This is a genomic window from Sphingomonas sp. BK481 (assembly GCF_014194875.1).
Classification (GTDB): domain Bacteria; phylum Pseudomonadota; class Alphaproteobacteria; order Sphingomonadales; family Sphingomonadaceae; genus Sphingomonas; species Sphingomonas aerolata.
This window is the reverse complement of record NZ_JACIAP010000005.1, coordinates 350,481-363,008: the sequence shown is the minus strand read 5'-3', so window position 1 is coordinate 363,008 and position 12,528 is coordinate 350,481. Positions and strand designations below refer to the sequence as shown.

At 62.6% G+C, this 12,528-nt stretch carries 11 protein-coding genes, 1 tRNA gene and 1 rRNA gene; 5 read left to right on the top strand and 8 right to left on the bottom strand.

What is annotated here, in order from left to right:
* Positions 1 to 134: 134 nt before the first annotated feature.
* Positions 135 to 249: ribosomal RNA gene (gene rrf, locus FHY04_RS12690) — 5S ribosomal RNA — on the top strand.
* Between the two features lie 82 nt (positions 250 to 331).
* Positions 332 to 408: transfer RNA gene (locus FHY04_RS12685), tRNA-Met, on the top strand.
* Here FHY04_RS12685 and FHY04_RS23050 read toward each other — a convergent pair.
* The 6 genes from FHY04_RS23050 to FHY04_RS12655 form a co-directional block, all read right to left on the bottom strand.
* Positions 365 to 1,303 carry a zinc ribbon domain-containing protein gene (locus tag FHY04_RS23050; RefSeq protein WP_409349164.1) on the bottom strand — a complete coding sequence of 313 codons (939 nt, stop codon included), beginning with the start codon at positions 1,301 to 1,303 and terminating at the stop codon, positions 365 to 367. The two genes, FHY04_RS12685 and FHY04_RS23050, sit on opposite strands and share 44 nt — an antisense overlap.
* Positions 1,304 to 1,781: 478 nt before the next feature.
* Positions 1,782 to 2,411, bottom strand: coding sequence for a pyridoxamine 5'-phosphate oxidase family protein (locus tag FHY04_RS12675; protein ID WP_183936669.1), 630 nt, complete (start codon positions 2,409 to 2,411; stop codon positions 1,782 to 1,784).
* 72 nt (positions 2,412 to 2,483) lie between these two features.
* Positions 2,484 to 2,795 carry a DUF1427 family protein gene (locus FHY04_RS12670; protein ID WP_221211776.1) on the bottom strand — a complete coding sequence of 104 codons (312 nt, stop codon included), beginning with the start codon at positions 2,793 to 2,795 and terminating at the stop codon, positions 2,484 to 2,486.
* A 41-nt stretch (positions 2,796 to 2,836) separates the two neighbouring features.
* Positions 2,837 to 3,523, bottom strand: coding sequence for an isochorismatase family protein (locus tag FHY04_RS12665; RefSeq protein WP_183936668.1), 687 nt, complete (start codon positions 3,521 to 3,523; stop codon positions 2,837 to 2,839).
* A gap of 30 nt (positions 3,524 to 3,553) precedes the next feature.
* The gene (locus FHY04_RS12660; protein ID WP_183936667.1) at positions 3,554 to 4,279 is read right to left on the bottom strand and encodes an alpha/beta hydrolase; all 726 of its coding nucleotides are present in this window, start codon (positions 4,277 to 4,279) and stop codon (positions 3,554 to 3,556) included.
* 17 nt (positions 4,280 to 4,296) lie between these two features.
* Positions 4,297 to 5,271 carry an alpha/beta fold hydrolase gene (locus FHY04_RS12655; protein WP_183936700.1) on the bottom strand — a complete coding sequence of 325 codons (975 nt, stop codon included), beginning with the start codon at positions 5,269 to 5,271 and terminating at the stop codon, positions 4,297 to 4,299.
* 346 nt (positions 5,272 to 5,617) lie between these two features.
* Between FHY04_RS12655 and FHY04_RS12650 the strand changes: the two genes are divergently transcribed.
* Positions 5,618 to 8,605, top strand: a complete 2,988-nt coding sequence (locus FHY04_RS12650; RefSeq protein WP_183936666.1) for a sensor histidine kinase — start codon at positions 5,618 to 5,620, stop codon at positions 8,603 to 8,605.
* On the top strand, positions 8,587 to 9,240 hold the full coding sequence (locus FHY04_RS12645) for a response regulator transcription factor (protein WP_260171485.1): 654 nt from the start codon (positions 8,587 to 8,589) through the stop codon (positions 9,238 to 9,240). Before FHY04_RS12650 ends, FHY04_RS12645 begins: the two co-directional genes overlap by 19 nt.
* 6 nt (positions 9,241 to 9,246) lie before the next feature.
* On the opposite strand, the gene FHY04_RS12640 is transcribed toward FHY04_RS12645, so the two are convergent.
* The gene (locus FHY04_RS12640; protein ID WP_183936664.1) at positions 9,247 to 9,783 is read right to left on the bottom strand and encodes a transcriptional regulator; all 537 of its coding nucleotides are present in this window, start codon (positions 9,781 to 9,783) and stop codon (positions 9,247 to 9,249) included.
* A gap of 344 nt (positions 9,784 to 10,127) precedes the next feature.
* Between FHY04_RS12640 and FHY04_RS12635 the strand changes: the two genes are divergently transcribed.
* Complete coding sequence (locus tag FHY04_RS12635) at positions 10,128 to 10,793, top strand: sensor histidine kinase (RefSeq protein WP_183936663.1); 666 nt, start codon at positions 10,128 to 10,130, stop codon at positions 10,791 to 10,793.
* Between the two features lie 878 nt (positions 10,794 to 11,671).
* Here the strand turns inward: FHY04_RS12635 and FHY04_RS12630 are convergent.
* Positions 11,672 to 12,484: a hypothetical protein gene (locus FHY04_RS12630; protein ID WP_183936662.1), complete on the bottom strand. Its 813-nt coding sequence runs from the start codon at positions 12,482 to 12,484 to the stop codon at positions 11,672 to 11,674.
* Between the last annotated feature and the right edge of the window lie 44 nt (positions 12,485 to 12,528).

Genomic DNA, 12,528 nt, shown 5'->3' with positions numbered 1-12,528 from the left:
GTGCGGATGATTAAGACGACGCCAGATTGCCAATCCCCTCGCCGTCGAGGGATTGGTCAAATACCACTGACCTTGCACGGTATCGATTTTAAAACCCAGATATCACAGTGACGCATGTCGCACCGGCTCCATTGCCTGGTGGCTATAGCGTCGGTGTCCCACCCGATCCCATTCCGAACTCGGCCGTGAAACCCGCCTGCGCCAATGGTACTATCGCTCAAGCGATGGAAGAGTAGGTCGTCGCCAGGCATTGAAGCCCGTGCGACATGCATCACACGATATCTAAACCCATTCACAATCTCATCTACCCTTACGTCCCTAACCGGACCGTCGCGGGGTGGAGCAGCCCGGTAGCTCGTCAGGCTCATAACCTGAAGGTCACAGGTTCAAATCCTGTCCCCGCAACCACCGACTTAGAACTACAATCGCCGCCCCTCGGGGCGGCGTTGTCGTTTGTAGCGAAGGCCATCAAGTCGGATACCCTCGCCATCACCTCCGACTCCGGGCCGCCCAACTCGTCGGGATAGATCGTGACGCTTTCGATGAGCGTCGACAGTACCGCCGCCGCCTCGGTCCGGATTGAGGTGTCGTCCAGCGACTGACGGAGCGAGGCGACCTTGCTCCGAAACTGCTCGGCGAGTACCGGATGCGGCAAGAGGATCGCGGTCGGCTTGCGATCGTGTACGGCGCCTCCGCGTGCCTCCCGTCGCACCTTCTCCGCCTCGCGTTCGGCGATCATCGCGCGCAGCGCCGGGCTGGCGAGGCCAGCCAGCAGGTTCTGGTACAGATTCTCGATCTCGGTGGTGACCTGCTTCAAGCGCTTTTGCGCAGCGTCATGCTTGCCCATGTCTTGGCGTGTCAGTTGCTGCAGTTCGCGCTCGAACTCCTCTATGAACACGCGCACATGCTCGTCGGTCAGGAGATGCTCCTGGAGGATCGCCAGCGTCGCGGTCTCCAGTGGACCTTTGCGTACCGACACGCGGTTTCTGCACGTGCCGCGCTCCTTCTGCCCCGCGCAGCGGTAATAGTCCTTGCCGCTGATCGTGTAATTGGCACTGCAGCAGCTGCAGCGGATGAGGCCCGACAGCAGATGCCGCGCGCGGGTTTGGCCGGCTGGCGAGGCTGCCTGTGGCGCACGCTTGCGGCGCTCGATCTCGGCGTGCGCCGCGTCGAACAGCGCGTCGTCAACGACGCGTAGCTCTGGCACAGCCACCTCGACCCATTCCGTACGATCGCGGAGCCGGTAGCGGCGTTCGCGCTTCTCGCTGTCCGGGTTCTTGCGCCATTGCCGGCGGCCCCACATCAGACCAACCCAAGGCTCAAGGACGCATGCGCGGTCGAGGAGCGCGCTTTCGTCAGTTGGGCTGGCTTGTTCCCGTTGGAAATTGGGTGGCGGAAACGTGCCATATTTCATGCCAGTGGAATTCAGCATCATCGAGGCGATGCCATATCGTAAGCAGCAAATCGTCGATCTTTCAAAGCGCTTGAAATGGGCGCGAATGAAGCCGTGGGCGTGATCGACCCAACCACATACATTTAGCACAATTTCGCGGTCGCGGATGGTGTCGTTGGCTTCAAAGCCCTCGCGGGTCGCTCAATAGCGGCGTCATTAACCAGCCTGCGCCGACGTCGTGCATCGACGTGCCGCTGTTCGAGAGGATCGTGACAATCTACATCGCGCGGAATACCGGGCTAGCGAGCGGAGCATCCGCTTGGTGCGAGGTTTGCGCCATGGGCAGCGGCGTCCTGTTCAAGCGGGCCGAAGCAGCGCTTACCGTCCATCATGCTTCTCCCGGCGGTTCGCCCCCGCGTCGCAGCGCTGCGTTTTCGCGCTCAAGCTCGGCGATGCGATCGCGAAGCGGTTGGACGGCAACGCCGACTTCGCGCTCGGTAAAGCGCGGGGTGATGTGCTGCGGACAATTCCAGTCGAAGGCGTCCAGCCGCAAAAGGAAGATGCGCTCCGGCTTGGCACCATAGCCCTCGCCGGTCAGGCGATTGGTCAGCGCAAGATCGGCATCGAGCGCAAGCTTCTCAACATGCGCAAAGACTTTCAAGCGTGCGCGTCGCGGGTAATCGGCTAGGATCAGGCAAGCCCGGTTGTTCGCCTTTAGATTGCCAGTGCTGATATATTGCCGATTTCCGCGATAATCGAGAAAGCCGAGAGTCTGGTCGTCAATCATCTTTAAGAAGCCCGGAGGACCGCCGCGATGCTGGACATAGGGCCAGCCAGTTTCGGAAACCGTCGCCATGTAGAGACTGTCGCGTTCGGCGATGAAGCCTTCCTCCTGCGGCGTAAAGCGATCGAACGCGCGATTTCCCTTGAACCCGGTCCAGAGATGGTCGGCGTCCATCTCGGCCTGTGCGGCAAGCACACTCGGCGTCAGCGCGATATCCATGAAGCCGTACGTCATTCTGCACCTCCGATATCCGGCCTCGCCAGCCGATCAGGTGTCGTCCCTGTCAAACCGTCCAGCACGCACACCCTAATGCACCTCAAAAGCTGGGCAAATCCTCCGTGGGCAGCGAGGCTTGGACGGCCCTCGCATGATCTGACCCTTCTTGCCGCCATCGCGTCCTCGGCTCCGGCGCTGGCACAAGGCTTGACCGCTACTCCCGGGGCTGCGGTGCGGCGGTGCTGCCGCCACTGGAGCCGATGGGCCCCACATCAATCCTTTGCCCTCAAGACGGCCTAGTCGCCGGATACCGAGCAGCCCCAGTAGCGCAAAGACCGGCGGAGTGGGCGAGCGCACGTTGAGCAAAACGTACAGCGCGCCCACGCGCAGCCCGGCGCCCAGCGAGAAGATAGGGCTTCATCGGCGCGCGCTCGCTTCCTGCACTACCTCGCCGCTTTGGCGGCTTGCTGCGCACGTACGTAGCTCTCGATGACCGCTGCGTAATGCGGCGCGACGAGGCCATAGAGTTGCGCAAGCTCGGCCGCTTCCGGGCGGGCCCAGGTGCTGTGGAGTTCCGACAGAAGCGCGTTGGTCGAAGTCGGCTTGACGCCGCCCTGCACGAAGCGGGCGAGTGAGATCCGCGATGCCATCTCGCTGGGATCGCCCGATGCATCGAGGACGGCATAGACGTCATATCCGGCGGCGACAGCATTGAGCGCGGGGAACATTACGCAGACGCTGGTCCAGACGCCGGCCATGATGAGGGTCTTGCGGCCCGTAGATTTCACTTCGGCGACGAAATCGTCATTGTCCCAGGCGTTCACTTCGCCTTTGCGTGGCACGTAGACGGCGTGTGGTGCGTCGCGGTGAATTTCGGGCATCAGCGGGCCGTTGGTGCCCGCGGGCTCCGACGCCGTGGTGATGATGGGAATGTTGAGCAGTGTCGCCAGCTTGGCAATCATCTCGACGTTCCGGCGCAGATCGGCGACCGGGATGTCCTTGACCGTCTGGAACAGGCCGGACTGATGATCGAGCAGGAGGATCAACGCGTCGGACGGGTCCATCAGCGCTGCGCCATCGCCGGTTGGGGGAACGCTCGATTTCGCGCGGGTCTGAAGTGTCACGTTCATGCTCTTTTGCTCGGGTTGGGCGGGGATAGGTCAGGCGATCGCGCGGGCAGCGGCGGTGATGAAGCCTGCGACCTCCCGTGGATGCGACAGCATTGCGGCATGGCTGCTGTCGATCTCGGACACTGCGGCACCGGCACGTTGGGCCATGCGGCGTTGCGCGCTTGGCGGCACCATGCGGTCCGCCTTGGCGACCAAGTAGCAGCTCGGCTTGGTCTTCCATCCCACCCGAGTGACGGGGGTGGTTGCGGCGGCGAGCCACCAGGGCACCTGTGCCGCCGCCATGAAGCGGGTGATGGCGGGATCGACGTCGGCGGCGAAGGCTTGTGGGAATTGGGCGGGGTCGACTACCAGATAACCGTTTTCCGGCGGCAGCACGGGCGCTTTTACTTCGCCTGCTTCGGCGGGCGCTTCGTTAAGCGCGGCGACCGACTCGCCAGCATCGGGCACGAAGGCGGCAACGTAAACGATGGCCTTGACCTTGGGGTTGTCGCCCGCCTCGGTGACCACCGCACCGCCATAACTATGGCCGACCAGAATCACTGGATATCGCGCGGCCGCGATCGCCTGCTCGGTCGCGGCAACGTCTCCTTCGAGTGTGATCGTCGGGTTCTGGACGATCAGCACTTCGTGGTCCTCATTCGAGAGCTGTGCGTGCACGGCCTGCCAGCCTGAGCCATCGACGAAGGCACCGTGGACGAGCACGATTGATACGGGATGAGTCATGGAATGTCCTTCAAAGGTCGGGGATGCCAACATGCACGGGGCGGCGATTGCTATTTACAGACGTTGCGATCCAGGAAGTCGTGGATCAGCGGCGCCATTACATCGAGCCGGTCCTCGAGCGCGAAATGGCCGCTATCGAGGATGTGAATCTGGGCCTTGGGCAGATCGCGGAGATACGGGTGGGCACCAGCCTCGGGAAAGATCTTGTCGTTCTTGCCCCACACGATAATCGTCGGCGGCTGGTACTTGCGGAAAAACGCCTGAAATTGTGGGTAAAGTGGCACGTTCGAGCCATAGTCGCCCAACATGTCCAGCTGGATGTCGCGATTGCCGGGACGGTCGAGCAGCGCCTGATCATGGACCCAATTGTCGGGGCTGATGCGCGCGACGTCGCCCATGCCGTCGGTATATTGGAATTTGGTGATGTCGAGCGTCACCAGGCCGTTCAGCGCATCGCGGTTCTTTTGCGAGCGGTCGCCCCAATAGACCTTGATCGGATCCCAGAACGGCGCTTGCAGACCTTCGGTGTAGGCGTTGCCGTTCTGGATGATGAGGCCACTGACGCGTTCGGGGTGCTTGAGCGCAAGGCGGTAGCCAATGGGGGCGCCGTAATCCATGACGTACATCGCGTAGCGCGTGGCGCCGAGCTGCGTGACGAGCTTGTCGACGACATCGGTTTGATGCGCGAAGGTGTAGGCAAATTGGGCGTGGTCGGGCGTGTCGCTCTGGCCGTAGCCCGGATAGTCCGGCGCGATCACATGATAGCGAACGGCAAGCAGCGGGATGAGGTTGCGAAACATGTGCGACGAGGTCGGGAAGCCATGGAGCAACAGGACCACGGGTGCGCCGACCGGCCCCGCCTCGCGATAGAAAAGCTTCACCCCGTCGATCGACGTGGACTTGTAGTGGATGACCGGGACGGCCCGTGACATCAGTTTTGGTGGAAGTGCCGCACAGCGGGTCTGCGCAGCGACTGGCGGGGCGAGCATGGCGCCGGCCAGGACGATTGGGATCAATTGTTTCATACGTTCCTCCGCTGGGGCAGACTTTTCGAGACAGTGCCATTGCCCGCCGTGGCAGTGTTGATCGTGAGGTATCACGGCACCCCAAACCGACGGAGTAAAGCGCGGTAAGATGCGGTAGCGGAGCCGGCCTTCGTGTAGGCGATGGCTTGCCTGTGCCGGGACTTGTGGGCACAAACTAGGTTGGGCACTTTGCGGCTGGCGGCCCTGAGGCGCTTCCGCTGGCTGGAGACTTTTGGCTCGCCGTCTGCGGGTCCGGGGGGAAAGTCTGGGGGGGGGAGGGAATATGTGTGCCGCATCCTCCACTGTGACGCTAGCGACGGCACGATGGCGGCGGTGGATCGGCGTAATGCTGGTGGCATACGCGGTCGTGCTGGTGCTCTCCCCAGCCGCAGCACAATTTGCGCGGGGCCTCGGTCAATTCAGCCACACCCGCTGGACGACCGATGACGGCGTTCCCGCGACGGGTGTCGTCAATCTCGCCCAAACCCCGGATGGTTGGCTGTGGATTACCTCGTCCGAAGGATTGTTCCGCTTCGACGGCGTCACCTTCGAAATGATACCCGCGCCCGTCGGCTCGCCGATGGAACGCGCTTCTCCAGCATCGCTCTTCGTCACCCGGTCAGGCGAATTGTGGGTCAACTATGCACAGGGCGGTGGCGTCGCGGTCTATCGCAACGGCAAGCTACGTGCCGTGCCGATTGCAGAGCGTCGGCTTTCGATCGCGGTCGTCGCGCAAACGCCGGATGGGGCTTTATGGGCGCAGGGGGAGGGGCGTCACGAAGACCACTTCTTTCGCGGGTCAGGCGGAAAATGGGAGTCGATGGATGAGCGGCTAGGTGTGCCTGATGGCTTCAACGGACCGCTATGCGTGACTGCGGACGGAACGCTGTGGTACGCACCTGCTCCCGAAGTGGCGGACAAGGTCCTTTTCTTGACGCTGCCGCCAGGCGCGGAGCGCTTGCGCACCACGACACTGGCAGCCTACGGGTGGTCCACCTGCGCCACGGACCGAGAAGGCCGGATGTGGATCGCGGACAAGCGCGGGACGCGTATGGTCGTCGGTGCCGACGGCAAGATCCTGGCGCACCCCGTCCTCTACCCGCCCCTGCCAAAGCTCGACTCCGCCGCACTTGCGTTTGATTCCGCTGGGGGGCTGTGGGGAGGAACGCCGTCGACCGGCGTCTTCTACATTCCACGCGCTGCAATCCCGAACCGCACGAAGGAGGACCGGCTCGAGCAATTCGACGCGGCCGATGGCCTTACCTCAGACGGCGTCTATAAGCCCTTTATCGATCGCGAGGGCAATATCTGGTTCGGCAGCGACGCTGGATTGAACCGATTTCGCAGATCAAGCGCGATTCGCGAGATGCGCGTTCCGGGGGACCCAGGCCAGGGCTATGGCATGGTCGGTACCGGCGATGCGATCTTCGTCACGACCACGGACGGCGTGTTTCAACTCGCGCGGGACGGACCACGTAAGCTTCTCGGTCACGGTGTGGCAGGAACCTGCCCGGCGGTGGACGGCGGCTTCTGGGGCGTTCGAACCAGCGAGATCCTGCGTGTGCGTGGCAGCGAGCGACGATCGATTGCATTGCCGCGCGATGTCCAGCTGACCGGGAGCTGTATCGAAGACCGGTCCGGCCGGCTCTGGGTGACCTTGTACGAAGGCGGGGCGATGTGGCGCGATGCGACCGGCTGGCATCGTCCGGCCAAGCCTTTGCCCAATGTCATGTGGCCCGATCTCGTCCTCGGCTCCGACGGTGGTCCAGCTTATGTGTCGACTGATGCGTTGGTGCGGCCCAACGCGGCGGGCGCCGTCACGACCTCGCTGGCGCGCTACGACATTGGAGAGATCATGAAGCTCTCCGCCGGTCGGCGCGACATTTTCGTTAGTGGCAATAATGGCCTGCTGCGCGTTAGGGGAAATCGCGTCGCGCGTATCGATGCCAGGCGGTTTCCCTGGGTCGCCCGATTGCGCGATCTAGCCCAGACTCCAAGCGGCGAGACCTGGCTGCGCCGGGCGCTCTGGGTGTCGAAGGTGTCAACGAAAGACCTCGATCGCGCATTCGACGACCCCAAGGCACCGCTGCCGCGCAGCTATTTCGATCTGCGCGACGGTGTCATGCCGGCGCAGGGCACCAGTTTTACGGGTCCCCAGATGGGCGTTGGTGGTGACGGTCGGATTTGGCTTGTTAATCGCCAGGGTTTGGCGTTTATCGATCCCGCCAGGCTCGATCGCATCACAAGGCCGCCGGCAGTCGTTATCCGCGCGCTTGCTAGCGGCGGCACGGTCCATCGTGATCCGCGTCATCTGTCGCTCGCTGCAGGCACCCGTGCGCTCGACATCGGCTATACCGCGCTAAGCTATGCCGTGCCGCATCGCATCGAATTCCGTTATCGCCTTGACGGCGTAGACCAGGATTGGGTTTCGCCCGGCACGCGGCGGCTCGCATCCTACACCAACCTCGGTCCGGGCACTTACCGCTTCCGCGTGGTGGCGACCAACGGTAATGGCGTCTGGAACGCCCAGGGCGCTACGCTGGAATTCGAAATCCCGCCGACCTTTGTCCAAAGCTGGCCGTTCAAACTGCTATGCGCCATGATCGTCCTGGCATCGCTGTGGGTGGCCTATTCGCTGCGCCTTCGCACTGTTGCCAGTGGCATCCGTGCGCGGATGGCCGATCGGATCGCGGAGCGTGAGCGCATCGCGCGCGATCTGCACGATACGCTGCTGCAGTCGGTTCAAGCATTGACGCTGCGCTTCCAACTGGTGGTCGACGAGCTTCCAGTCGGAGAACGCTCACGGCCCGCGCTGGAGGCGGCCATCGATCGCGCGGATCAGGTGATTGCGGAGGGTCGCGACCGCGTCAAGGATCTACGCCCGTCCGAGGAGGGCGGCGACATCGCGAAGATCGTGACCGAGATCGTCGCGCAGCAGGGGTTCGATCCAGGGGTCGCGGTATCGATTGAAACAGTCGGAACCGCTCGCAATCTCGACTCGCTCGCGCTCGACGAAATCGTGCGCATAGGGGGCGAAGCGCTGTTCAACGTTCGCCGACATGCCGAGGCAACACGGATCGCGATCGAGATTCGCTATCAGGCCGACTTCGCCATCTGCATAGTTGATAATGGCGTAGGCATCGCCGGTGCGGTTCTAGAGCATGGCGGGAAGGACGGCCATTTCGGCCTAATGGGAATGCGAGAGCGTGCACGCAAGCTCGACGGCGACCTGCTCATCCGCCGAATTCCCGAGGGCGGCACGCAGGTTGTGCTCACCGTCCCCGGCGGGATCGCTTACCAGAAACGTGTTTGGCGATGGCGGTTTTGGTCATGACCGGGACCAACTCGGCTGCGCCGATCCGCGTGCTGATCGTCGATGATCATCCGATCGTCCGCGAGGGCATCGCCGCGTTGATTGAGCGACAGGCAGATATGGTCACTGTCGGCGAGGCGTCGAGCGGCGAGGAGGCGATCGCATGCTACGCCGCGTTCCTGCCCGACGTGACGCTGATGGATGTACAAATGCCCGGCACCGGCGGCATCGCTGCCGTCGAGGCGATCCGCAGCGGCTCCGCCGATGCCGCGATCCTGATGCTCACGACCTATCCCGGGGATGCCCAGGCTGTCCGGGCGATCCAGGCCGGGGCGGCGGGCTATCTGCTCAAAAACAGCATTCGCAAGGAATTGCTCGACGCGATCCGATCGGTGCATGCAGGTCGGCGCGCGGTCAGCCCGGACATCGCCCATGCCCTCGCGGTTCATGCGCTCGACGAGCGGTTGAGCGAGCGCGAAGTAGCGATCCTGCGCCTGATCGCCGATGGGCACGCCAACAAGCAGATCGCCTGGCGCCTCGGCGTGTCGACCGACACGATCAAGGCCAATCTGAAGCAATTGTTCGCCAAGCTGGGTGTCGACGATCGCACCCATGCCGTCACTGTCGCGGTCCGACGCGGCTTTATTGACCGCTAGGCTTGGTCAGGCGCAACTGTGCGAAATGCCTTTGAGCCCATCTGGCAAAGCCTGGGGCGACCCGTTCCTGATCTGCTGAAGTTCTTCCCGAATGGCTTCGATGACACCGATCAGCCCCGCAATTCGGGCCGTGGTGACGAGCCCATCATCGACCGGCGAGATGGTACGAGGGTCGGACGCGCGCACTGGAGCAATAAAGCGATAGCCCCGGCCGACCACGGTCGCGATGAAGGCCGGCTCCGTATGGCTTTCCCCCAGCGCCCGTCGCAGGCTCGCCATGTTCACCTTCAGATTGGCCTCATCAACAAAGGTCGTCGGCCAGGCGCGGGCGACAAGCGCCTGCTTGTCGACCAATTCGCCCGGACGCTCGACCAACGCTGTAAGGAGATCGAGCGCCCGTCCCCCAACACGCACCGGAATTCCGCACTTCGTCAACAACTGGCGCTCGGGGCAAAGGACGAATTGCTCGAAAGCAAAGGATCGCGCGGACGGGCCAGGTGGTAAGAAGGGCAAAGCCGATATTGGGTAAGCGGTAATCGACATCGTTTGACCTCCTGCTTCTCTTTAAGGTTCCGTCGGCCCGCTGATGCGGCGGTCGCGGGGCCAAGGCGCGGGGCGACACCCGATGGCCTCCTTCTAGCGCAGTCAGGGGGAACGCGCCCGCCACACGCGGGGCGGGATTACTACCCGATGGGGTAACACCGCCTTTGTCGTGGCGCCGGGGTTGGGGCGTCGCGCTTTACCCCAATTAACACGCTTTGGTCGCGTTTCCGGTTAAACACATAGCGCCACCTCGGCGATCGAAACCCGTGCCGTTCATGCATCTCCCGATAAAGACGTTCGGGGCAAGCAAGGTGTTTTCGACAGGGGATTTTGGAGGATGTTCGATGCAAGCGACTAAGATGTATGGCTTGCGCATTGTCGAGCCACTGAACGACTGCGACCCCCATCGACTGCTTCTGGCGGAGTTCGTTCACCGGTCGGCTAACGACCTTGCGGTAGCGTGCGCAGAAGTCGACCTCGCGCGCCGCGCCGCCACCTTTGATGATGCGCGTGACAGGCTTGCGCTCGTTTTCGAGCGACTGCTTGCGCTCGCATCGATCCAGCGGCTACTCCAAGCACCGAGAGATGCTCAGATGGATTTCGGCCGCACGCTGTGCGAGCTTTGCGATTATCAAGCCAAGGCACGGTTTGCTGAACAGGGCGCATTTGTGAACGTCCGCGCTTGTGACATCCCCGTCGATGCTCGTCGGGGCCGGATCTTGCTGATGATCATTTCCGAGCTTCTGACCAATGCTGCTCGGCACGCCTTCGACTCATCGGGCGGCACGGTGAATATCGCGCTGGCAAGTCGCGATGGTGAAATCTGCTGCCTAGTGAATGACGATGGCAATGGTATTGCGACCGGGCGCGCGATTCCGGGTGTGGGGTCCGCAATCATTACCGCACTCGCGCATGAAGCGGGAATTCAATGCACCGTGCGCTCATGTCGGATTGGCACGAGCGTCGAATTGCGGATGCCGATCGAAATCGTGATCTCCCCGGACGTCTGACTTCAGAGAATTCACCTGATCTAACCTCAGAAAAGATTGAAGTCAGGTAACAGGAAGACGTTCTCCAGGAGCGTGAAAACGCGCGCGGCTTCACGTCGTGATGGGCATCGCGCCGATGTGACGTGATGCCAGCGCACGTCGGCACCGCCTACCTGCCGTCGCGCCATTCCTCTCGTTGGAGACCGCAAGGGATTCAAGGCTCGCTCTTCGACCTTTGCGCACGATCGGATGAAGCGGCAACAAACTGGGTCAGACTGGGCGCCGTTATTATGGCTAGTCCGGTAACGGTGGGGCCCTGGCCCACAGCCTCCGAACTCATGTCTCCTGCCGAGGCAATCGCTCGATTCCAGATTGCACGGGCGCGCTTGATCACAAAAGAAAGCTGGCGTGCGGAAGTACAAGTGTTGGCGTCGAATGTCCGTATCTGCAGGTGGCCGACCTTGCCTTCTGGCCTGTGATTACGGCTTGGTACCACTTTCGCCTTTCATAGCGGCCGACACGGACACCGGTCGAGCCCGTGAAAAAACGTCCGGAGTCGGAAACTCGGGGAAAGCAGCTGGGCGAACCCCCTGAACGAAGTTCCGCTTTACCTTTTTGGGCACCTGACACCCGCTAGTTGGCAAACGGCCCAATCTCTGTCGTCTTCGGTGCCGGTCAAGCAGGCGCCGGATGTCGGCTCTTGGACGGATCGGCCGTTCGACACGCCGCTGGGGAACCGCAGAGAAGTCCCACTTTTCGACGTTCCGCGTCCTCGACACGTCGCTTACGGCGAGCGGATCAGTCTACATGAACGAACGACCGAAGCTAGGAATCGAGCAGGGTGGCCTGAACGTCCGCTTGTGGGTCTTCGTTCGTAAACAGTCACCGCAATGCTGAAGTCAGGCGAAGATGTCGGCGAGCCGATTGGCGTCGGGGCCTTCCTTCCAGTCGCGCAATTCGATGAAAAGCGAGGCGCCGACCGTGGTGAACCAGGTCAGTACGACGGTCGTGACGATCGATTGCAGCAGCTGGACGACGAACGAGGGCTGGGTCGGCACCGGCATCTGGACCTGACCCCCGCCGGTGAGGGCGCCCAGCGAGCCATAGCCTGCCACGCTCCCGACTCCGATCGCGATCGAGGCGAGCATGTAGATGACGAAGGCCAACAGCAAGATTCCGAACACGTGCCACCGCGCGCCCTTGGTCAAGGCACGGCTGCGGCCGAAAGCGCCGAACACGCCCGGACGCTCCGCGACGATCGCGGGCAGTGCTACCGACCACATGACGGCGAGCATGATACCCGGCACGACGAGGAATATCGTGCCGACCCATAGGCCGAGCAGCATCAGCACATAGACCGCGAACAGCGGCAGGCACCGCAACACGCCGACCTGCAGCATCTCGCGCGGGTTAGCCGGTCGTCCCTCGTCATGCGCAACCGCCGCCTGGATCAGTGCCCCGCTGGCGATCAGCCACAGCCAGCCGACAATGAGTCCGTAGACTCCGGCCAGCGCATATTGCCCTTGCTGGACATTCTGGAACACCGCTGCGCCGAGGCCGATCTGGCCGAGCAGCAGCGACGGCAGCGCGATCAGGGCAAAGCTGGTGCCGAGCGTCGCCAGCGGATTGGCCTTGATGACGTTCGCGCTGCGCCCGAACACGTTGCCCACGGAAATTCCGTGGCTCCGCTCGGCGATCGTGTGGCTGGCCATTGTTGTTCCCCCAAGTCCCTGTCGATGATGGTGGCGAGCGAACG

Bases quoted from the DNA above. Each gene is read 5' to 3' on its own strand.
- FHY04_RS12660 (WP_183936667.1), bottom strand. From the start codon at position 4,279: ATGTTGGCATCCCCGACCTTTGAAGGACATTCCATGACTCATCCCGTA.
- FHY04_RS12665 (WP_183936668.1), bottom strand. From the start codon at position 3,523: ATGAACGTGACACTTCAGACCCGCGCGAAATCGAGCGTTCCCCCAACC.
- FHY04_RS12675 (WP_183936669.1), bottom strand. From the start codon at position 2,411: ATGACGTACGGCTTCATGGATATCGCGCTGACGCCGAGTGTGCTTGCC.
- FHY04_RS23050 (WP_409349164.1), bottom strand. From the start codon at position 1,303: ATGTGGGGCCGCCGGCAATGGCGCAAGAACCCGGACAGCGAGAAGCGC.
- FHY04_RS12635 (WP_183936663.1), top strand. From the start codon at position 10,128: ATGCAAGCGACTAAGATGTATGGCTTGCGCATTGTCGAGCCACTGAAC.
- FHY04_RS12650 (WP_183936666.1), top strand. From the start codon at position 5,618: ATGCTGGTGGCATACGCGGTCGTGCTGGTGCTCTCCCCAGCCGCAGCA.
- FHY04_RS12630 (WP_183936662.1), bottom strand. From the start codon at position 12,484: ATGGCCAGCCACACGATCGCCGAGCGGAGCCACGGAATTTCCGTGGGC.
- FHY04_RS12655 (WP_183936700.1), bottom strand. From the start codon at position 5,271: ATGAAACAATTGATCCCAATCGTCCTGGCCGGCGCCATGCTCGCCCCG.
- FHY04_RS12640 (WP_183936664.1), bottom strand. From the start codon at position 9,783: ATGTCGATTACCGCTTACCCAATATCGGCTTTGCCCTTCTTACCACCT.
- FHY04_RS12645 (WP_260171485.1), top strand. From the start codon at position 8,587: ATGGCGGTTTTGGTCATGACCGGGACCAACTCGGCTGCGCCGATCCGC.